The 19,685-nt window shown below is 72.8% G+C and carries 16 protein-coding genes and 1 pseudogene; 6 read left to right on the top strand and 11 right to left on the bottom strand.

Features of this window, described 5'->3' with window-relative positions:
* Positions 1-166: 166 nt before the first annotated feature.
* Together AC07FK_RS21180 and AC07FK_RS21175 are read left to right on the top strand one after the other, a co-directional pair.
* Positions 167-1,258: pseudogene (locus AC07FK_RS21180) on the top strand (methyltransferase domain-containing protein); the annotation flags it as partial.
* Positions 1,259-1,318: 60 nt separating this feature from the next.
* On the top strand, positions 1,319-1,966 hold the full coding sequence (locus AC07FK_RS21175) for a hypothetical protein (protein WP_479106448.1): 648 nt from the start codon (positions 1,319-1,321) through the stop codon (positions 1,964-1,966).
* Positions 1,967-2,095: 129 nt separating this feature from the next.
* Here the strand turns inward: AC07FK_RS21175 and AC07FK_RS21170 are convergent, their stop codons facing one another.
* Positions 2,096-2,599: a ribonuclease FAU-1 family protein gene (locus AC07FK_RS21170; RefSeq protein ID WP_479106447.1), complete on the bottom strand. Its 504-nt coding sequence runs from the start codon at positions 2,597-2,599 to the stop codon at positions 2,096-2,098.
* Entirely contained in the window at positions 2,577-3,500 is a 924-nt protein-coding gene (locus AC07FK_RS21165) for a GNAT family N-acetyltransferase (RefSeq protein WP_479106446.1), read from the bottom strand. The genes AC07FK_RS21170 and AC07FK_RS21165 overlap by 23 nt, the downstream gene beginning before the upstream one ends.
* A gap of 70 nt (positions 3,501-3,570) precedes the next feature.
* Between AC07FK_RS21165 and AC07FK_RS21160 the strand changes: the two genes are divergently transcribed.
* Positions 3,571-3,945 carry a GntR family transcriptional regulator gene (locus AC07FK_RS21160; protein WP_479106445.1) on the top strand — a complete coding sequence of 125 codons (375 nt, stop codon included), beginning with the start codon at positions 3,571-3,573 and terminating at the stop codon, positions 3,943-3,945.
* Positions 3,946-3,990: 45 nt separating this feature from the next.
* Here AC07FK_RS21160 and AC07FK_RS21155 read toward each other — a convergent pair whose 3' ends face one another.
* The gene (locus AC07FK_RS21155) at positions 3,991-5,085 is read right to left on the bottom strand and encodes a DUF5925 domain-containing protein (RefSeq protein WP_479106444.1); all 1,095 of its coding nucleotides are present in this window, start codon (positions 5,083-5,085) and stop codon (positions 3,991-3,993) included.
* A gap of 139 nt (positions 5,086-5,224) precedes the next feature.
* Here AC07FK_RS21155 and AC07FK_RS21150 point away from each other — a divergent pair, with 139 nt between their 5' ends.
* Complete coding sequence (locus tag AC07FK_RS21150; RefSeq protein ID WP_479106443.1) at positions 5,225-6,649, top strand: xylan 1,4-beta-xylosidase; 1,425 nt, start codon at positions 5,225-5,227, stop codon at positions 6,647-6,649.
* Positions 6,650-6,687: 38 nt separating this feature from the next.
* Here the strand turns inward: AC07FK_RS21150 and AC07FK_RS21145 are convergent, their stop codons facing one another.
* The 6 genes from AC07FK_RS21145 to AC07FK_RS21120 form a co-directional block, all read right to left on the bottom strand.
* Positions 6,688-10,485, bottom strand: a complete 3,798-nt coding sequence (locus AC07FK_RS21145) for a lipopolysaccharide biosynthesis protein (protein WP_479106442.1) — start codon at positions 10,483-10,485, stop codon at positions 6,688-6,690.
* Positions 10,478-11,251 carry a polysaccharide deacetylase family protein gene (locus AC07FK_RS21140; protein ID WP_479106521.1) on the bottom strand — a complete coding sequence of 258 codons (774 nt, stop codon included), beginning with the start codon at positions 11,249-11,251 and terminating at the stop codon, positions 10,478-10,480. The genes AC07FK_RS21145 and AC07FK_RS21140 overlap by 8 nt, the downstream gene beginning before the upstream one ends.
* A 20-nt stretch (positions 11,252-11,271) precedes the next feature.
* Positions 11,272-12,423 (bottom strand): glycosyltransferase family 2 protein, encoded by a 1,152-nt coding sequence (locus AC07FK_RS21135; protein WP_479106441.1) that lies wholly within the window; start codon positions 12,421-12,423, stop codon positions 11,272-11,274.
* Positions 12,420-13,241 (bottom strand): glycosyltransferase family 2 protein, encoded by an 822-nt coding sequence (locus AC07FK_RS21130; RefSeq protein ID WP_479106440.1) that lies wholly within the window; start codon positions 13,239-13,241, stop codon positions 12,420-12,422. Before AC07FK_RS21130 ends, AC07FK_RS21135 begins: the two co-directional genes overlap by 4 nt.
* A gap of 371 nt (positions 13,242-13,612) precedes the next feature.
* The gene (locus tag AC07FK_RS21125) at positions 13,613-14,716 is read right to left on the bottom strand and encodes a GNAT family N-acetyltransferase (RefSeq protein WP_479106439.1); all 1,104 of its coding nucleotides are present in this window, start codon (positions 14,714-14,716) and stop codon (positions 13,613-13,615) included.
* A gap of 2 nt (positions 14,717-14,718) precedes the next feature.
* Positions 14,719-15,114 (bottom strand): hypothetical protein, encoded by a 396-nt coding sequence (locus tag AC07FK_RS21120; RefSeq protein ID WP_479106438.1) that lies wholly within the window; start codon positions 15,112-15,114, stop codon positions 14,719-14,721.
* 184 nt (positions 15,115-15,298) lie between these two features.
* On the opposite strand from AC07FK_RS21120, the gene AC07FK_RS21115 reads away from it, so the two are divergent.
* Complete coding sequence (locus tag AC07FK_RS21115; RefSeq protein ID WP_479106437.1) at positions 15,299-16,108, top strand: SGNH/GDSL hydrolase family protein; 810 nt, start codon at positions 15,299-15,301, stop codon at positions 16,106-16,108.
* On the opposite strand, the gene AC07FK_RS21110 is transcribed toward AC07FK_RS21115, so the two are convergent.
* Entirely contained in the window at positions 16,092-17,813 is a 1,722-nt protein-coding gene (locus AC07FK_RS21110) for a serine/threonine-protein kinase (RefSeq protein WP_479106520.1), read from the bottom strand. The genes AC07FK_RS21115 and AC07FK_RS21110 overlap by 17 nt on opposite strands.
* A 371-nt stretch (positions 17,814-18,184) precedes the next feature.
* Between AC07FK_RS21110 and AC07FK_RS21105 the strand changes: the two genes are divergently transcribed.
* Positions 18,185-18,448: a hypothetical protein gene (locus tag AC07FK_RS21105; protein ID WP_453406141.1), complete on the top strand. Its 264-nt coding sequence runs from the start codon at positions 18,185-18,187 to the stop codon at positions 18,446-18,448.
* A 29-nt stretch (positions 18,449-18,477) separates the two neighbouring features.
* On the opposite strand, the gene AC07FK_RS21100 is transcribed toward AC07FK_RS21105, so the two are convergent.
* Positions 18,478-19,674 carry a CaiB/BaiF CoA transferase family protein gene (locus tag AC07FK_RS21100; RefSeq protein WP_479106436.1) on the bottom strand — a complete coding sequence of 399 codons (1,197 nt, stop codon included), beginning with the start codon at positions 19,672-19,674 and terminating at the stop codon, positions 18,478-18,480.
* Between the last annotated feature and the right edge of the window lie 11 nt (positions 19,675-19,685).

Raw genomic sequence — 19,685 nt, 5'->3', positions numbered from 1 at the left:
GGCACGCGAGAACGTCCGGCCGTCCGCACGGCACGAGAAGCGCCTCCCGAAGCGCAAGGAGGAGTTCGGCAAGGGCGCGATCGAGGGCGTGGCCGGTCGGCGGGCACCGCCCCGTGGCGGGGGCGGCCGGCCCCGATTGTCAGTGGCGGCTGCGACGATCGGAGGCATGAGGTGGACTGACTGGGACGCGACCGCGGACTGCTTCGACCAGGAGCCGGACCACGGCCTGCTCGACCCCGTGGTGCGGGCCGCCTGGGCGGCCCGGATGAGGAGCTGGCTGCCGGCGGCGGGGCGGCCGCCGGCCGACGTGCTGGATCTCGGCTGCGGTACAGCAAGCCTGTCGTTGCTGGCGGCCGAACAGGGCCACCGGGTGACGGGGGTGGACCGCTCGCCGCGCATGGTGGATCTGGCGCGGATCAAACTCGCGGGCACGGACGCGGAGATCCTCCTCGGCGACGCGCTCCGGCCGCCGGTCGGCGGGCGCCGGTTCGACGTGGTGATGGCCCGCCACGTGCTCTGGCTGCTGCCGGACGCGGGCGCGGCGCTGCGGCACTGGTGCTCCCTGCTCAAGCCCGGAGGGCGGCTGCTGCTCATCGAGGGCGTCTGGGCCGGCGACGGCATCCCGGCGGCGGAGGTGGTGGAGGCGCTGGCCCCGCTGACCTCGCACGTACGGCACGAACCGCTGTCCGCCGACGCGTCCCTGTGGGGCCGCACCGTCGACGACGACCGGTACGCGCTGGTCGCCCACGCCGCGCCGCGCCCCCGGCACACCGAAGTGGTCGACGTGCACCTCATCCTGCGCAGGGGCGACGAGGTGCTGCTCGCCCGCCGGGCCGGCACCGGATACGCGGACGGGCTGCTGAACGGGCCGTCGGGACACGTCGAGGACGGCGAGGACGTACGGGCGGCGATGATCCGGGAAGCGGCGGAGGAGATCGGCGTCGCACTGGCCCCCGACGACCTGCGCGTGGCCCTGGTCATGCAGCACCGGGGGCCGGGCGGCAACCCGAGGACGGGCTGGTTCTTCGAGGCCGAGTGCGGCCCGGACCACGAACCGTACAACCGGGAACCCGACAAGTGCTCCGGACTGGCCTGGTACTCCCTGAACGCCCTGCCCTCGGACATGGTCGCCTACTGCCGGGCCGGCCTCGACGCGTATCTGGCGGGGGAGCGGTTCGTCCTCCACTGGCACGAGGACGGCGACCGGGTCGCCCACGACGAGGGGGAGCGGAGAGCGGTCCACCTGCCGGCGACGGGGACGCCGGCCTGAGTATCCGTACCCGTGCGGGCGTGAGTGCCCCGGCGGCAGGATGTCCGTATGACTCGTCATGCGCGTGTGCTCGCCGCCCTGCTGCTTCCTTTCGCGCTCGGTGCCTGCGGTGCCGAGAAGACGGAGGACGCCGGCGCCCCGCCGTCGGCCGAACTCAGGGCGCGGGCCGGGGAGTCGGCGCTGGAACTGATCTACGTGACGGAGGCGCCGGGGTACGAGCTGGCCGAGCAGTCGGTCGGCGTCCTCGGGCACGACGGCTTCTCCGCCGCGTACGTCTCACCGGGCGCCGGCGGACAGATACAGCTGTCGGTCGACCGGGGGAAGCTCGACGGGGCGAGCTGCCCGGAGCAGCCGGTGGGCTCCCCGGGGGCCGGGGCCGGCGGGACCGTCACGTGCGAACGGGACGGCGACCTCTGGTACCGCGCGGCGGCCGCCTCGCACGAGTACGCGCGGGCGCACGACGGACACGTGGTGCGGGTCGGCGCCGACGCGGAGCTGGTGGACCGCGCCACCCTGCGGCGCGCCGCCGAGAAGGCACACCGGGCTGACAACGAGGAGCTGGACGAGGTGCTCCCGGCGAACGGCCGGGGCTCCGCCGGCGCGGGCGGCGCCGGGTCGCCGGAGATGCCCGAGCGCGGCGACCTGCCGCCGGTGGGGGACGGCGCACCCGACAACGAGGTGGGCGCTTCCGGCTGAGCCCGCCCCCGGGCCCCCAGAGGCCGAGCCGTGCGGGCCAGTCGGGAGGGCGAGCCTCGGGCCATCACGGACTCCCCCGCCCCCGGAACAGACATCGGGCCCTGTCAGCAGCCGAGTCGTGCGGGCCCCTCAGCGGCCGAGCAGTGCGGCGAAGCCCCCGCCGCGGGCCCGCAGTTCCAGGTCGTCGAGGGAGCGGCTCGCCTCGGCCGCCGCCCGCGGGTCGCTCGCCGCGAGCCCGCTCGCCGCGAACTCGTCCTCGTCCAGCCGCAGGACCTGGGCGCCGTCCGCCGACACCCACAGGTCCAGGTCCAGGTCCTCCACCTCCACCCGGCCGCCTCCGACGAGCGCCGGTCGCGTCACGTCGCAGTACCAGCCCTTCAGCGCGCCGTCGCCGGCCCTGACCTCCTTGACGGCGTACCACCGGTCCCGCCAGTAGTGCTCGGTGAACACGTCACCGGGTTCGAACCGTACGAAGCCGAAGTCCCGTACGCCCGGCGCCGCCCACGGCGCGCGCACCACGAGGTGCGTGCCGTCGTCGGACAGGACGGACGCCGGGTAGCGGATCTTCGTACGCCCGGCCTTGACGAGGACGACCTCGATCTCGTCGCCCCTATCCGCCGAGCTCACGGACATGACGCACCTCCGAGGCGCAGATCTCGTACCCGAACCACTTGTTGACGGCGAGCATCGGACCGTTGTCCGCGTCGTTGCTCGTGAACGCGTCCGTGTAGCCGGCCGCCCTGGCGCGGTGCAGGGAGTCGGCCTTGGCGAGCTTCGCGAAACCCCGGCCGCGGTGGGCGCGCAGTGTGCCGGTCATGCCGGACCAGTAGCGGGTGAGGCCGTCGGTGTGGACGGCCGTGAAGGCCGCGACCCGGCCGTCGGCCATCACGACCGTGGACAGGTCGTGGTCGAGGAGCGGATGGTTCCAGGTGTGGTTGATCCAGTCGTCGAAGTCCGTGAAGTCCGTGCTGATGTCGCTCGGCTCGTCGGCGGTGGTCTCCGCGTCGGCCTCGAACATCGGCCTCGGGTCGTCCAGGAAGTCCGCAGCCGTGCGGAGTTCGACCCCGGCGGGGAGCGGCGGCCGCTCGGGAAGCAGGCCGTTCGCCAGGTCGAGCCGCTGGAAGTGCAGGGACCGGGTCGGCCGGTAGCCGTGCCTCTCGGCGAACGCGCGGGACCCGGGCGTGTCCAGCACCCAAGCGTAGACGGCCGTCGCCCCCTCGGCGGCGAGGTGCTCCTCCGCCGCGCGCAGCAGCAGCGCCCCCGCGCCCCGGCGGCGGTGGCCCGGGCCGATGTGCGGCGTGACGAAGGACTGGCCCGGATCGGAACTGTCGTACGCGATGCCGGCGAGCGCCGTGCCGACGACCTCGCCGTCCTCCTCGGCGACCAGCATGCGCTGCTTCTTGTCGGGGTGGGCGGTCTCCCGTTCGAACGCGACGGACTCTCTGGTCGTCACGATGAAGGGAACGGAGGCACGGCGCACGCGGACCCAGGCATCGGTGTCGGCGGGCGTGAAGTCACGTACGAGCAACGTCATGGTGCGGCACGCTACGCGCGGGACATGCTCCGGTGCCTCCCATTTTCCGGCGGTGGGGGACAATCGGGCCGTGACCTTGACGATCTCCCTTGACGCGGACTCCGGTACCGCTCCGTTCGAGCAACTGCGCACCCAGATCGCGGAACAGGCCCGTGCCGGTGAGCTGCCGGTCGGCTACCGGCTGCCGACCGTGCGCGGTCTCGCGGAGGACCTGGGGCTCGCCGCGAACACCGTCGCCAAGGCGTACCGCGCGCTGGAGAGCGACGGGGTGATCGAGACGCGGGGGCGGAACGGGACGTTCGTGGCGGCGGCGGGGGACGCGGCGGACCGGCAGGCCGCGGCGGCGGCCGCGGGGTACGCGGACCGGGCCCGGCGCCTCGGCCTCGGCCACGCCGACGCGCTGGCGGCGGTCGAGGACGCCCTGCGCGCGGCGTACGGGAAGTAGGGGCGCGGCGCGGGAAGCGGCGCACACGCCGCGCCCGCCCGCCCGCTACAGGTACAGGCCCGCGTCCGGGCCGTCGGCCTGTGCGGGGACCGACGCCGGTCCCGTGCCGCGGCGCAGCGCGTACAGCTCCGCCAGCGTCGCGCCCTCGCGGCCGATGCCCTCCTCGGTCCCCAGCCAGCCCACCGCCTCCGCCCGCGTCAGCGACCCGACCTCGATGCGCGCCATGCAGCGCCCCGGCCGCACCACCGCCGGGTGCAGGCGTTCCAGGTCCTCGTTGGTGGTGACGCCGACCAGGACGTTGCGGCCCTGCCCCAGCAGACCGTCCGTCAGGTTCAGCAGCCGGGACAGGGCCTGGCCCGCCGTGTGCTTGGCCTCGCCCCTGATCAGCTCGTCGCAGTCCTCCAGCAGGAGCAGCCGCCACCGGCCCTTCGCCGACCCGTCGTCCTCCCCGATCGCGATGTCCATCAGGTAGCCGACGTCGTTGAACAGCCGCTCCGGGTCCAGGACGCAGTCGACCTGGCACCAGTCGCGCCAGGAGCGCGCCAGCGTGCGCAGCGCCGACGTCTTTCCCGTACCCGGCGGCCCGTGCAGCAGGAGCAGCCGGCCGGCGATGTCCTCCGGGGTCACCTTCATCAGGCGGTCCAGGGCCTCGGCGACCGGAGCGGTGTAGTTGGGCCGCACCTCCTCCCACGTACCGGCGGAGATCTGCCGGGTGGTGCGGTGCGGGCCGCGGCGCGGGGAGACGTACCAGAAGCCCATCGTGACGTTGTCGGGCTGCGGTTCCGGCTCGTCCCGCACCCCGTCCGTGGCCTGCGCGAGGATCTGTTCGGCGAGCTCGGAGGTGGTGGCCGTCACCGTGACGTCCGCGCCGCGGGTCCACCGCGAGACCAGCAGCGTCCAGCCCTCTCCCTCGGCGAGCGTCGCGCCGCGGTCGTCGTCGCGGGCGGCGCGCAGGACGCGCGCGGTCGGCGGAAGGAGTGTGGCGCCCGGTCTGACGCGGTCGATCGACCTGCTGTGGGAGTACGGCTGCTCGCCCGTCGCGAAACGGCCGAGGAACAGCGCGTCGACGACGTCCGACGGCGAGTCGCTGTCGTCGACGTTCAGCCGGATCGGCAGAGCGGCCTCAGGGGGTGCGGACATGGCGCCCATGATCCGGCACGGGGCCGTCCCGTGCACCCGGTTTCCGACGTTCATCCGTTCCAGGGAACAGCGTGCCGTTACGTGCCGGTTCCGCTGATACCTGCCGGAATGGCAACCCCCGGCGATACGCTGAGGGGTGATGGGACGCCATGGGTGGGAATCCGGGACAAGGCGGTGGCGGCTCACCGCGCTGATCGGCGTGGGCATGGCCGCGATCGCCCTCGTACTGACGATGGTGGTGACTCTTCCCGACGATGCGGGAAACGGCCGTGACGCGGGCACCACCACGGACGGCGACAAGGTGCACGGCACCCCCGCGCCGCCGCGCGGCGCTCCGCGGCCCGAGCTCGGCTGGGGCTTCACGCACACGCAGTACAGCGCCGACGAGGGGAACGCCGACGCCCGGCGCCGGGCCGAGGAGACGCTCTCCGCGCAGTCGCTGCCGCAGATCCAGCACATCATGGGCTGGGGCGCCGAGAACCCGGAGCCGTCCCCCGGCCGCTACCGGTTCGACGAGCTGGACAGCCGCGTCGACCTGATCCGCAGGACGGGCGGCACCCCCGTCATCACCCTGTGCTGCGCGCCCGACTGGATGAAGGGCGGCAAGGCGGGGGCGGACAACACCGACTGGAGCAAGAAGGCGCTGGAGACCGCTCCGCTGCCCGAGCACTACGAGGACTTCGCGAAACTCGCCGGCACCGTCGCCAGGCGCTACCCCGACGTACGCCACTTCATCGTCTGGAACGAGTTCAAGGGCTTCTTCGACGACCGCCGCGGGCGCTGGAACCACGAGGGCTACACCGAGCTCTACAACCTGGTGTACGCCGAGTTGAAGAAGGTCGACCAGGCCAACCTCGTCGGCGGCCCCTACCTCGTCATGGACAGCCGCGAGCCGCGCGACCCCGCGTACGCCTCCGCGCTGAAGGGGCCGTGGGGCAGCGTCGACCAGCGTGTCCTCGACAGCTACGCGTACTGGAACGCGCACAAGAAGGGCGCCGACTTCGTCGTCGTCGACGGCTCCAGCTACACCCGCGACGACGAACTGCTGCCGGACGAGTTCCGCGCCACGGACAAGCTGACCGCGGTGAGCGAGTGGATTCGCGACCGTTCGGACGGTCTGCCGCTGTGGTGGGCGGAGTACTACGTCGAACCGGGCGACGACGACGACGATCGCGACGGCTGGAGCGAACCGCGCCGTGCCGCCGTCCACGCCGCCGGTCTGATGGCGATGGCGAAGGGCGGCGCCGGCACGGCGTTCTACTGGAATCCGCAGAACAGGGGCGCCGCCTGCGCCGGATGTCTGTGGCGCTCCACGCAGCTGAACGACGGAGGCGGGGCGCTGCCCATGATGAGGCTCCTGTCGCGGTTCGCGAAGGAGTTCCCGCCCGGGACGCGGTACGACGACACCGTGCGGGTGGCCGCCGACGACCTGCCCCATGTCCGTGTCCTCGCGGACGAGAAGGTCGTCCTCGTCGTGAACACCCTCGACCGGCCGATCAGCGCGAAGATCGACGGGAAGTCGTTCGACATGCGGGCATACGAGGTGAAGTGGCTGGCGCGCTGAAGCCGCCCCGGCCACCGCCCCTCACGACAAGACGCCCCTCACGACATGGTCAGGAAGCGCTGCACCAGCGACGCCAGCAGCACCGCCACCAGCGGCAGCGAGAACCAGAACGAGCTCTGGAGCCACTGCAGCTGCCGCACGCCCGGCGCCACCGCCACCCGTACGACCTCCCGCGTCGCCAGCAGCACGATCAGCGCCAGCGCGGCCAGCGCCCCCACCACCGACCACGGCGTCCAGGTGATCTTCGGGCCCGGCGGCCCGGGGGCCGGCTTCTCGACCGGGCCGTCCGGCTGCTCGCGCAGCGCGTACAGGGAGACGTCCGCGTTCGTCAGGACCTTCTTCAGTTCCGGCCGCCTGTCGAGATGGGCCGTCAGCCGCTTCTCCCAGGTGGGCGAGTAGCCGGCGTCGAGCCGCAGATACGTCGACTGGCTCCGGTTGATCATGAGGTACGAGTTCGGGCCCGCGTCCTTGAGGGACTTGACGAGGCCCGCCACCAGCACCGGATCCGCGGGCGCGAGCGTCGGCAGGTAACCGACCTTCTCCATGTCCCGCGCGCCCCACGGCATCGCGGGCGTGACGTTGTCGACGGTGTCGTTGCTCATCCACAGCAGCCGCACCGACGGGTCGTCGTGCGCGTACACGAACTCCATCGCGGCCACCTCACCGCTTCGGGTCCGCTCGAAGGATTCGTTGCCCCAGCGCGAGACCAGGAAGCCGCCCATCAGCAGCAGGCCGATCAGCAGCGCGGCCGGCGGCGCGAGGCTCCTGCGGTCCGCCTCCCGCTCGGCGGCCGTGACGCCGGTGCACGGGAACAGCGCGAGCCCGGCCAGCAGCGCGGCGCCCGGCAGCGCGAACATGAAGACGCGCAGGGCCATCTCCCCGCCGTACGACTGCATGCCGAAGCCCAGGAACGGCACGAAGGCCAGTACGAGCAGTGAGCGTTCGCGGTAGCCGGCGAAGCGCCGCCGCCACCAGCCCCAGCACGCGAGGGCCATCACACCGCCGGCCATCGCGACCCGGACGTACAGCACCAGCTTGTGCGCCGAGCTGCCGCCCTCGATGCGGCCGGATACGGACGAGGTCACGTTGCCGCCGACGCCGCCGACCCCGCCGAACAGCTCGTCGAAGTGCCCCGACCAGTACGGCTCGGCGAAGAAACCGATCCAGACCGCGACCAGCACGCCGAAGAGCATCGGCAGGCCGCGCAGCGTCGACCGGCCCGCCACCACCAGGACGGCGAGCACCCCGAGCATGACGAACGGCGTGAGCTGATGGGCCGGGACGGTGGCCGCGAAAAGCCCGATCAGGACGAGCAGCAGCACCGCCCGCTCGCGCCGCCCGGCCGGCCTGACCTCCGCCTCGCCCGGCCGTCGCTTCGACCACAGCACGCGCGGCTCGCGGAACCAGACCAGCAGCACCGCGACGAACGCGAGGTACATGCCGTACGTGAAGCCCTGCGGCGAGAAGTAGTCCTGGCCGACCCAGCCGCTCAGTACGAAGATCCAAACGCCCGTCCAGGTGGCCCGCCAGCTCGCCCGCATCGAGCGCGTCAGCAGGAACAGCGGCGGCAGGTAGAGGAGTTGCATGGCCAACGGCCACCAGCGGATCACCGGCGACATGTCCGACACGCCGCACGCCTCGGCGACGAAGGCGGCCAGGGCGAAGAAACCGGGCCAGCTCCAGCGCGCGTCGAGGTCGGGCACCGCCGTGCCGGTCCGGTCGATGTAGTCCAGGAAGCCAAGGTGCTGCCAGGCCGTCGGGAAGCGCGGTTCGGTCTCCAGTACGGCGGGCAGGGCGTGCAGCGACACGACCGTGGCCAGCAGCACGACGGTCAGCAGTACGGTCCTCGGCCGGTCCAGCCACAGCAGCGAGGCGAAGGACAGCACGAGCAGGCTCGCGCCGATCAGCGTCGCAGTCGGCAGTACGGAGATCAGGCCCAGGCCGCCCATGCGGTCCAGGTCGGCCTCCCCGATGCCGCGCACCGGCAGCCAGTACAGCGCCAGCGCCGCCACGAGCAGCAGGGCGACACCGAGTTCGGGCACGCGGGCGCGCGGGACGGGGCGGCGCGGCGCGGCCGGTGAGCCGTGCGCCGCGGCAGCGGCGGGGGCACGCTCCTCGCTCGCCTCCGGAGACGGCGGACCGGCCGGTACGGACGAGGGGGAGCGGGCGGGCGCCGCCCCGGGCAGCGGGGACGCGAGCGCCCACGTCGGCCGGTGGCCCTCACCGCTCGGGCCGGGCGTCGCCACCGGTGTGCCGGTGGCCGGAGTCTCCGGGCCCGGCCGCACGTCCGGCCGGCGCTCCTGGTGGTCGAAGTCCAGCCGCGCCCCGAGCGGCAGGGTGGGCGAGTCGAGCGCCGAGCGCAGCGCCCAGCGCGTCCCGAACTCGCCGGGGGACCGGCCTTCGACCGTACGCTCCCCGGCGGGGGCGCCCGCGCCGCCGGGGCCGTCGCCCGCCGCGAGGTCCGCCGGGTCGCCGTCCGGGGCCGCCGCGTCCGCGTCCGGGCAGGCGGCCGGCGGCGTGGAGCGCACCACCCGGTACAGCATCACGCCCGCCACGGAGGCCACGACCGCCAGGCTCGAGATCTCCGCGATCCCCGCCCCCACCAGCCCCATGCGCGGCAGCAGCAGCAACGTCAGCCCGAGCACCAGGACGCACAGCCCGCCCTGGAGATAGGCGAGCCCGGAGGTGCGGCTCTGGGCGCGCAGGACCGCGAAGTACACCTCGATGACGACGCGGAGCAGCGCGCCGACGGCGAACCAGCGCAGCAGCGGCGTAGCGGCCTCGGCGTACCCCTCGCCGAACACGCCCAGGATGTACGGGGCGCCGAAGAACAGGACCGCGGCGACCGGCAGCATGATGCGCGCCATGCGGCGCAGCGCGGCACGGCAGTTCCGCGCCAGGGTGCTCGGGTCGTGCGCGCCTTCGACCGTGAGGGAGGCGCCCATGTTGATCGCGAGCAGGTTGACCGTGCCGCCGATGGTCGTGGTGATGTAGAAGTACGCGTTGTCCTCGGCGCTGACCTGAGAGGCGACGATCACCGGCACCGCGTAGACGACGGCCAGCGAGAAGAGTGAGCCCGTGTAGTCGCCGGCCAGGAACCGGCCCATCTGCCGCAGCGTCGGCGGCTGGGCCCGGCCCTCGGTGGCCGCCACGTGCCGGGGGACCAGGCGCCGGAAGACCAGCCATCCCAGCGGGACCACCGACACGGCGATCGCCGCCACCCACGAGACGAAGACGCCCGCGGTGGGGACCGAGGCCGCGATCACGATCAGCAGCACCAGTTTGACGGCCGAGAAGACGGTGTTGCCGACGGGCACCCACAGGGCGCTGCGCAGGCCCGTCAGCACCCCGTCCTGGAGGGTGAGCAACGACCAGGCGACCACGGCGAGCACGAAGCCGGTCCCGTTCAGCGGGCCGTGCAGGAAGCTGTACGAGGGCCCCCACAGGCCGAGCGTGGACAGGAACACCAGCGCCGCTCCGGCGACCACCACGGAGCTCGCCGCGTACGTGTGCAGGACCAGCCGGCCCGTCCTGCGGCCCGCCACCGGTATGAAGCGGGCGAGCGCTCCGGTGAGCGTCAGCGCGGTCAGGCCGGCCAGCAGCTTCATCGCGGCGATGGCCGCGGAACCCTGCCCGACCGCGGACTCCGAGTAGTAACGGGCCGCCGCCAGCCAGAAGCTGAGACCGAGCAGTGCGCTGATCCCCGTGTTGAGCATCAACGCGTAGGCGTTGCGGAAGAGCGGGTTCCCGCCGTCGCCGGGCAGGCGCAACCGCCGTCCGGCCGGCGGCCGGTCCTTCGCCGGGCTTTCGGCCCGGGCGGTGGTCGTGTCAGACACGGCTCCTGCTCACCTTCCGGCCGGCCGCGCGGGCTCTTCGGACCATGGCGTACCCCTGGGTGAGGATCCGGCTCCCCACGAAGGTACGGGCGATCGACCGCCCGTGCACCAGGCGCTCGAACTCCTCGATGCCGGTGGTACGCCGTACGGTCACGCGCGCCAGGGCGTACGGCCCCTGGCGCCGCTCGGCGAGGGCGTTGCGCACGGCGAGCGACTGCGCGAAGCCGGCCTCGCGCACGGTGCGGCGCACGCGCCGGTCGGAGTAACCGTACGGATAGGCGAAGGACACGGGCCGGGCGCCCAGTTCATCCGTGAGGATCTCCCGGCAGCGCAACGTCTCGAACCACAGCTTCCGGTCCGGCAGTTGGTCCATCTGCGGATGGGAGTGGCTGTGGCCGCCGATCTCGGTGCCGGCGGCGGCCAGTTCCCTCACCTGGTCCCAGTCGAGCATGGTGTCGAGAGCGCCGCCGCCGTCGTACGGGCCGCGCAGCCAGCCCGTCGAGACGAAGACGGTGGCGACGAAGCCGTGGGCGGCGAGGGCGGGGAGGGCATGCCGGTGCACGCCCTCGTAACCGTCGTCGAAGGTGATCAGAACCGGCCGCGGCGGCAGGGGAGCGCCGCTCCGCCAGGCCGTGCAGAGTTGCGCGGTGGTGAGCGGGGTGAAGCCGTGCGCGCCGAGCAGGTCCATCTGCTCGGCGAACGCCTCGGGGGAGACCGAGAGGCCGTACGCCGCCGTCGCGGGCCGGCGCCCCACCGCGTGGTACATCAGGATCGGAACCGGGCCGCTCACCCCGTCTCCCCCCGCGCCCGCGGTCTCGCGGAGGCGGGCACGGCGCCCGGCACCGGCGCCGCGCCCGGTGCCGCCTCCGCCCCTGCCACGGAGTCCGCCCCCGCCGTCGATTCCTCCCCCGGCACCGGCGCCGCGCCCGGCTCGGGGACCGCGCCCGGTGCCGTCTTCGCGTCCGGCACCGAGAAGGTGGCTCCGTTCCGGCGCGCGCGCAGGCTGCCCAGCACGTAACCGCCCGCCGCGGCCGCCACCCCGGCCACGATGGCCCCGGCGCGCCCCGCGCCGCCCGGCCGCCCGCGGACCGCGTCGCGCAGCCCGCGGGCGATGCCGGCCGGGAGGACCCGGGTGGTGTACCGGCGTTCGGACTCGAGCCCCTTCGCGGCGCCCACGCTGCGCGCGACCAGGGCCTTCGAGAGCCCTTCGGCGTACGTCCGCGTCCGGAAGTACGCGAAACGCTCGCGGACGGCCGGGACCTTGTGGTGGATCACCGAGCGGTCGTCGATCAGCAGCACCGCGTCCGGCAGGGCCCGGGTGAGCCTGATGCACAGTTCCGTCTCCTCGCAGCCCAGCGGCCGCTTGTCGCCGTCCCTGCCGATGCCGGTGGCGAAGCCGCCCACCGTGTCGAACGCCGACCTGCGGAAGGAGGCGTTCCCGCCGAGGACGTTGCGGACCCGCACCCGCCCCGGCGGCAGTCCCCGGTACGTACAGCCGACGACCCAGTCGAACTCCTCCGGGAACCAGTCGGGCCGGCGGCCGGACGCCCAGGCGGGCACGGTCCGGCCCCCGACCGCCATCACGCGCGGGTCCTCGTACGCCTCGGCGAAATGCCGCAGCCAGTCGCGCTCGGCCACGGCGTCGTCGTCGAGGAAGGCGACGATCTCGCCGCGGGCGGCGGCGATACCGGTGTTGCGGCCGGCGGAGAGGCCGCGGGGGCCCGCGTTGGCGAGCACCCGTACCTCCCCGTCCTCGTGCGTGTGCTCGCGCGCTTCCCCGCCGAGCCGCTCCAGCAGCGCCGGATTGTGGTCCACGACCAGCAGGGTTTCGGCGGCGGGCCGTGACTGGCGGCGCACCGATTCGACCGCCGCGAGGATGTCCTCCCAGCGGTCCTCGGTGTACACGCAGATCACCACCGAGATGTCGGGGTGGCTCAAGACACCTCTCCCCGGCCGGCGCCGGGTGCGAAGACCGGCGGGCGGCGCCGTCCGGTGCGCCGCTTCCCCTGCTCCTTCAGGATCACTCTCAGCACGCGCAGCCCGTCCCGCACCGCGCGGAGGTTGCTCATGCCGTGGATGCGGACGTACTCGTGGCTGGGGATCTCCTGGACCCGCAGGCCGGCCTTGACCACCCGGATGTTCATCAGGGTCTCGACCTCGAAGCCCGTGCAGTCGAGGTCGATCGTGTCGAGGCAGTGCCGCCAGAAGGCGTTGTAGCCGTAGCAGAGGTCGGTGTAGCGGGCGCCGAACTTGGCGTTGACCACCGCGCACAGCACCCGGTTGCCGAGCTTGCGGATCGGTGTCATGTCGTCCGTGCCGCCGCCGTTGGCGAAGCGCGACCCCTTGGCGAAATCGGCCCCCGAGACGAGCGCCGACACGTAACTGACGATCTCGTGACCGTCGGCCGAGCCGTCCGCGTCGACCATCACGATGATCTCGCCGGTGCAGGCGGCGAATCCGCTGATGAGTGCGTCGCCCTTGCCTCTTCCGCGCTGCTTGACGACCGTGATTCCCGGCCAGAGATCACGGGCCACCCGGACGGTGTCATCGGTCGAATTCCCGTCGACCAGGACCACTTCATGGATCCAGGCCGGAAGGGTCTTGAAGACGTACGGAAGATTCTCCGCCTCGTTCATGGCGGGGATCACGACGCTCACCGGCGGCGCGATGGCGAGATGTGAGGAGACAGGACGGTATCGGCTGTCGGATATCAGTGGATCCTGGCCCTCGATCGCAGGGCGGAGGAATGAGCTCATGAGTCTTTTCCCTCTCCACCGGTGGACCGCCCGCCCGCGGGCGGTCCGGATGAGTTTCCGGTTCGAAAGGGGGGTTCTCACCTGCCCATGACGGAATACCACTCCGTACTGGCCGGGCGAGCTGGCACAGCTTTCCCACGCGGCACGCGACCCGGCACAGCACTGATCGAGACAGTGCTGGTCACCGGGCACGGCACCCCCCTACCGCGCCCCGCACCGGCCCCCCATCGCGACGCCTGAGCCCTCCCCTGGAGTCGCTTTGCGTGATGGCCCGTTGCGGGTGGATGTACGACGGTATTGATGATGTGGACCGTATGGCAAGACCCGCAACGCGGGCTTGCTTTTTTAGCTCTTTCGCGTTACGCCGACGGTCACTTGCGCACCCGCCCCGCTCGGAATTCGCCAATCCGTTTGAGCAGTTTATCGGCGGGCTCGAACAGTTCTGGACGTTCGACGACTGTATTGCGCAGCGCGCGGACCGGGGCCCGGTGGGCCCAATGACCGAAGGCGATCGGATGGCGTCGCATCACCCATCCCTCCGACACCATGATTTCGCGTGTCTTGAGGGAGTCCTTGTACTGTTTCTGGCCCCGGCCGAGATCGATGTACGCGATACCGTCGGCAGCCGCCGCCTCCGCGATGCGCAGGTGCATGAGCAGGCCGGGAGAGAATTTCGCGAACTCCGGATCATAGGCGGGAAACCAGCAGCACATGATCCTTTCCGAACGCGGACCGAAATGGGCGGCGATCGGCCGGCCGTCCGCGTACAGCACCGAGAGCAGACCGGCGAACGACGGCGTCCTGGTGTGGAACAGGTGATCGACGAGCCCGGTGATCCAGGACTGCGTGAAGCGGTCGCTGCGCCCGGTCCTGCGGTATTGCGCCGATTTCCAGCGCATCAGCGTCCGCAGTGCCGCGGGATCGCGCTCGTCGTGCACGTACGTCAGTTCGCCGACCGAGCGGATCAGCTTGCGTTCCTTGGCGAGGGTCGTCTTGAGGAACTTCGGCGAGTTCACCCGCAGGTACGCGAGGTACGCCTCGTAACCGTCCTCCGTGTCGATGACCGGTGAGGGGAACGAGCCGGTGACACCCGCGCCGAACGCGTCCTGCCCCTGCGCCAGATGGTCGAACTCCCACACCGCGAGCCCGCAGGCCCGCAGCAGCTCCCGCGCGTCCCAGGTGAAGCCGGGCCTGTGCACCAACCCCTGGCTGTCCGACACGCCCAGACCGGCCGCCCGGCCGACGCCCGCGGCGGACCGCTGGTGCGGGAAGAAGGCCGCCGGCTCGCCGTCCTCGCGTACGACGGCGACGCGCACCCCGCGCCGGTACCGGTCGAGCGCCAGGGTGAACTCCGGTGAGAGGAAGGGGTTCGCCAGCTCGGGCGACCCGTGCAGATGGGCTTTGGACTGCATGGCGGTCCAGGCCGCCCGGTCGGCGGAGCCGAGTTCTCCGGGGCGGTGCACTGTGATGTCCATGGTCAGGTGGTCCGCCTTCTCGCCGGGGAGCCTCCGGGGCGCCGTACCAGTGCCAGCAGGAAGAGCAGCGCGCTGATGCCGGCGATCGCCGCGACCCCGCTCCTGATCGACCACACGTGCGTGGCCAGCATCGCCTGGGCCACCAGCAGGTTGAGCGCGACGGCCCCCGCCGCCGACGCTACCAGGCGGCCCAGCGGATCGAGGCCCCGAAGGCCCACGCCCACGGCGAAGCCGGGCGCGACGAGCAGGAAGAAGAGGGTGAACGGCGCGCGAAGCGGCGACGCCAGATCGGCGAACGCCAGGACGGCGCCGACCGCCGACACGGCGAGCGCCGCGCCCGCCAGAGCGGGCAAGGAGTCCGCGACACGACTCAATGGCTTGTCTTCGATGGTCTGCATTGGCGACTTTGCCCCCTGAAGCGCCGGATGCCGGGCTTCAATGTCGCGCAGCGCACTCCGGCGCGTCAAGGATGCGGAGGGGTTGTGCGGAAGCCCTCGGCGAAAGTTCTTGGCATGAACACTTCCCGTGATGTAAGGGGCCTGCTACGACAGTTGAGGCGGAAATCCTGCTAAGGGAGGTTCCATGAAACTGTCCCGAATCGCGGCATTCTCATCCTCACTCCTGCTCACCGTCGCCCTTGCCCTCACCGGGGCGAGCGCGGCGCAGGCGGCCCAACAGGCCGAATCCCCGGACTACGTGGCCCTCGGCGACTCCTACTCCTCCGGCGTCGGGGCCGGCAGCTACGACAGTGCGAGCGGCAACTGCAAGCGCAGCACGCGTGCCTACCCCGTCCTCTGGGCGGCGTCCCATTCACCCTCGACGTTCGCGTTCACCGCTTGCTCGGGCGCTCGCACGGGTGATGTGACAGCCGGTCAGCTCGCCCCGCTCAGCGCCTCGACCGACCTCGTCTCCCTCACGGTCGGCGGCAACGACGCCGGCTTCGCGGACGTCATGACGACGTGCGTCACCCAGTCCGAGTCCAACTGCCTCGCCCGGATCGCCACGGCTCGCGCCTACGTCGACTCCACCCTGCCCGGCAAGCTCGACTCGGTGTACTCGGCGATCAGAGCGAAGGCCACCGCGGCCCGCGTGGTGGTGCTCGGCTACCCCCGCTTCTACAAGCTGGGCGGCAGCTGCATCGCCGGGCTCACCGAGCGCGAGCGCTCCGCCATCAACGACGCCTCCGACTACCTCAACGACGCGACCGCCAAGCGCGCGGCGGACCACGGCTACACCTTCGCGCAGGTCAGCCCGGCCTTCGCGGGCCACGAGATCTGCTCGTCGGCGCCGTGGCTGCACAGTGTCAAGTGGACCAACATCGGCGAGTCCTATCACCCCACCGCGGCCGGTCAGTCGGGCGGTTACCTGCCCGTCTTCACCTCAGCCGCCTGAGCGTCGGCGCCTGCGCCGTACCACCGGCCGGGTAGGAGACTCCGCTCGTCGGGGTCTCCTGCTCGCAGGCCACCGAGAACGCCACGGCGCCGGACACCGCCTTCACCGGGCTCCTGACCTCGACGCTGATCTCGTCGTGGTGCGTCCCGTCCTCCTTGTACGTCAGCTCCGTGTGGTCCACCCGCTTCGACTTCTCGTCGCCCGCCGCGAACTGCAGGGTCTTCCAGCCCGGGTCGGAGGACTCCCCGCTCCCCGTCACCCACCGGTAGCCGACCTCGACGGGCACCCGCCCGACCGTGAACGTCGCGGTGAACGACGGCGCGTCGGCCTCCGGCGGCGGGCAGGCGCCGGAGTAACTCCCGTTCACGGCGGTGACGGTGACCTTCACGGACTGCTGCGGCAGAGCGGTCGTGCCCCCGTCGCCGCCGCCCCCGGTATGACCTCCGCCGTTCCCGCTGCCGCCTGTCGTGCCGCCACCGCCGCCGGTTCCGGGGTCCCCGCCGGTAGCGGTCCCTCCGCCGGCCCCGCCGTTGTCCGCAGAGCCGCCGTCCGTCCCTCCGTCGTCGCTCCCCCCGCCGTCCGCCCCGCCGTCGGCCGAGCCGCCCCCGGACCCGCCGTCGTCGCCGCCCGTGCCGGACCCGCCGCTCCCGCCGCCGCCCGTCGCCGACGAGCCGCCGCCCGAGGGGGCGTCCGGACCCCCGCCGGCGTTCATCACCGCCCACGTCACGCCCCCCACGGCGAGCAGCAGTGCGAGCACCCCCGCGGCCAGTGCCGGGGCGCGCCGCCGGGCACCGTCCCGTGACGGGGTGGGCACCGTCGTCGCGGGGAGGGGACCGGGCGATGGAAGAGGTGCGGCGCTCCCGTACGGGGACGTCCCCGCGACCGGCGCCGGGTCCGTGCGGACCGGGCTGTGGGGACCGGCCGCGAAAGCGGTGACGCCGGTGTGCGGCGTATCCCCGGAGCCCACGATCCGCAGCAGGTGCCCGGCCTCCGCCGCGGACATCCGCTCGGCCGGCTCCTTGCGGAGCAGCCCCTCGATCACCGGCGCCAGCGCGCCCGCCCGCGCCGGGCGGGGCAGTTCATCGTCGACCACGGCGCGCAGGGTGGCGAGCGGGGTGTCCTGGCGGAACGGGGAGTTGCCCTCCACGGCGGCGTACAGCAGCACCCCGAGCGACCACAGGTCCGACTCGGGCCCCGGCGTACGCCCGAGCGCCCGCTCCGGGGCCAGGAACTCGGGCGACCCGATCAGCTCGCCGGTCAGCGTGAGCGCCGACGTGCCCTCGACCGTCGCGATGCCGAAGTCCGTCAGCACGACCCGGCCGTCATTGGCCAGCAGTACGTTCGCCGGCTTCACGTCGCGGTGCAGCACCCCCGCCCCGTGCGCCGCGCAGAGGGCCGCCAGGACCTCCGCCCCGATCCGCGCGGCCCGCCGCGGAGGCAGCGGGCCCTCCCCGTCCAGTACGTCGGAGAGCGACAGCCCGCGCACCAGCTCCATCACGATCCACGGGCGGCCCTCCTCGGTCGCCACGTCGTACACGGTGATCACGTTGCGGTGGGAGACGCGGGCCGCCGCCCACGCCTCGCGCTCCAGGCGCGCGTACAGCCGCTGCCCGTCGGCGGCGCCGAGGCCGGACGGAGCCCTGACCTCCTTGACGGCGACCTCGCGGCCCAGCACGTCGTCGCGGGCGCGCCACACGACGCCCATGCCGCCCTCGCCCAGCGGCGCCAGCAGGCGGTAGCGGCCCGCGATCACCCGTTGCCCGTTGCCCGGCTGTCCGTTCACTGGCGAGCCCCCTGTCCGCAGCACAGCGGCATCGCGGTGGAAACCACTCCAAGCTAGCTCAACTCCGGGCGGATGAGGCCCCCTTGAACGTCAATCCGGCGCGCCCGGAGTGCGGCGACCTCAAAACTGTCCAACTCGCCCTGGAATCGCATGGATTCGGAGAGTAATTACCGACGTCGTGTCAACCCCCGTACAGGGGTGGTGAATCACACGGGCGGGATACACGAGTGTCTGGACGGGGCGATAGGGTTAACCTGCCCGGGCCGGGTGCCCTCGTACGGGTGGGGAGTGACATGGAACAGATAACGGTGCGCAGCAGGCCACGAGTGCCTGCCATCACATGCGGGAGCGGTGCGACCAGTTCGCGCCTCGACCGCCACCTCGCGGTGCTCGGCGGACCCGCCGTCCCGCGCGGCGAGGCGGCCGAGGCGACACTGCTGATGCGCGAGCTCACGTCACGTGACGTCGCGCACTCGCGAGCGAGCAGGAGCGCGCGGGTCTCGCTCTTCGCCCCGCTGCGACGCCTGCGTCGATCGCTCTTCGGCAGCCGCCACTGACCCCCGGCGGACCGCAGTCGCGGACGCGCTCAGGCGATCACACCGTCCCGGCGCAGCGCTGAGATCCGCACGTCCGTCATCCCCAGGCCGTGCAGCAGCGCGTCGGTGTGCTCGCCGAGCGCGGGTACCGGGCCCATCAGCGGCTCCGCCCCGCCCGGCATCGTGATCGGCGGCAGCATCGCCCGCAGCGGCCCCGCCGGAGTGCCGATCTCCCGCCAGCGGTCCCGCGCCGCGAGCTGCGGGTGCGCCGCCACGTCGGCCACCGTGTTCAGCCGGGCGCAGGCGATCCCGGCCGCCTCCAGCGCCGCGATCGCCTCCGGGGCGCTCATCCCTCCCAGTGCCTCGGCGACCACCGCGTCCGTCTTGGCCCGGTTGCCCGTACGCGCGGTGTTCGTGGCGAACGCGGGGTCGTCGGCCAGTTCCGGCCGCCGGAGCACCTGGTCGGCCAGCCGCCGCCACTCCCGGTCGTTCTGCACCGACAGCAGCACCTGGCCGCCGTCCGCCGTCGGATAGGCGTCGTACGGCGCGATGACGGCGTGCGCGACCCCGGTGCGCGCCGGGGCCCCGCCCCCGTGCATGCCGTGGTGCAGCGGATGGCCCATCCACTCCGTGAGCGCCTCCAGCATCGACACCTCGACCGGCCCGCCCCGCCCGGTCGTGGCGCGTCGCAGGAGCGCCGCGAGGACGCCGGAGAACGCGTACATGGCCGCAGCGATGTCGGCCGCCGGGACGCCGGCCTTGACCGGCTGCTCCGGGGTGCCGGTCACGGAGACCAGCCCCGCCTCGCACTGGACGAGCATGTCGTACGCCCGCTTGTCGGCGTACGGGCCCTCGGCGCCGTACCCCGAGATGTCGACGGAGACCAGGCGCGGGTGCGCGGCGCACAGCGTCGCGGCGTCGAGGCCGAGGCGGGCCGCCGCGCCGTTCGCGAGGTTCTGCACGAACACGTCCGCCCCGGCGACGAGTCGGCGCACCACGTCGAGGCCGCGCGGATCCTTGAGGTCCACGGCCAGGGACTCCTTGCCGCGGTTGCACCACACGAAGTGCGACGCGAGACCGCGCGCGGCGGTGTCGTAGCCACGGGCGAAGTCGCCGCCGTCCGGCCGCTCGACCTTGATGACGCGGGCGCCGAGATCGGCGAGCTGGCGGGTGGCGAAGGGCGCCGAGACGGCCTGCTCGACGGCGACGACGGTGATGCCCTCCAGGGGCAGCGGCTGAGTGCTCATGAGGACCTGAC

The organism is Streptomyces sp. NPDC046122, from assembly GCF_056429965.1.
The sequence above is the reverse complement of the archived record's forward strand: the minus strand, read 5'-3'. Positions and strand labels throughout refer to the sequence as shown.

Bases quoted from the DNA above. Each gene is read 5' to 3' on its own strand.
- AC07FK_RS21120 (WP_479106438.1), bottom strand. From the start codon at position 15,114: ATGCAGACCATCGAAGACAAGCCATTGAGTCGTGTCGCGGACTCCTTG.
- AC07FK_RS21110 (WP_479106520.1), bottom strand. From the start codon at position 17,813: ATGGGCGTCGTGTGGCGCGCCCGCGACGACGTGCTGGGCCGCGAGGTC.
- AC07FK_RS21150 (WP_479106443.1), top strand. From the start codon at position 5,225: ATGGGACGCCATGGGTGGGAATCCGGGACAAGGCGGTGGCGGCTCACC.
- AC07FK_RS21155 (WP_479106444.1), bottom strand. From the start codon at position 5,085: ATGTCCGCACCCCCTGAGGCCGCTCTGCCGATCCGGCTGAACGTCGAC.
- AC07FK_RS21165 (WP_479106446.1), bottom strand. From the start codon at position 3,500: ATGACGTTGCTCGTACGTGACTTCACGCCCGCCGACACCGATGCCTGG.
- AC07FK_RS21175 (WP_479106448.1), top strand. From the start codon at position 1,319: ATGACTCGTCATGCGCGTGTGCTCGCCGCCCTGCTGCTTCCTTTCGCG.
- AC07FK_RS21140 (WP_479106521.1), bottom strand. From the start codon at position 11,251: ATGTACCACGCGGTGGGGCGCCGGCCCGCGACGGCGGCGTACGGCCTC.
- AC07FK_RS21130 (WP_479106440.1), bottom strand. From the start codon at position 13,241: ATGAGCTCATTCCTCCGCCCTGCGATCGAGGGCCAGGATCCACTGATA.
- AC07FK_RS21100 (WP_479106436.1), bottom strand. From the start codon at position 19,674: ATGAGCACTCAGCCGCTGCCCCTGGAGGGCATCACCGTCGTCGCCGTC.
- AC07FK_RS21170 (WP_479106447.1), bottom strand. From the start codon at position 2,599: ATGTCCGTGAGCTCGGCGGATAGGGGCGACGAGATCGAGGTCGTCCTC.
- AC07FK_RS21125 (WP_479106439.1), bottom strand. From the start codon at position 14,716: ATGGACATCACAGTGCACCGCCCCGGAGAACTCGGCTCCGCCGACCGG.
- AC07FK_RS21115 (WP_479106437.1), top strand. From the start codon at position 15,299: ATGAAACTGTCCCGAATCGCGGCATTCTCATCCTCACTCCTGCTCACC.
- AC07FK_RS21105 (WP_453406141.1), top strand. From the start codon at position 18,185: ATGGAACAGATAACGGTGCGCAGCAGGCCACGAGTGCCTGCCATCACA.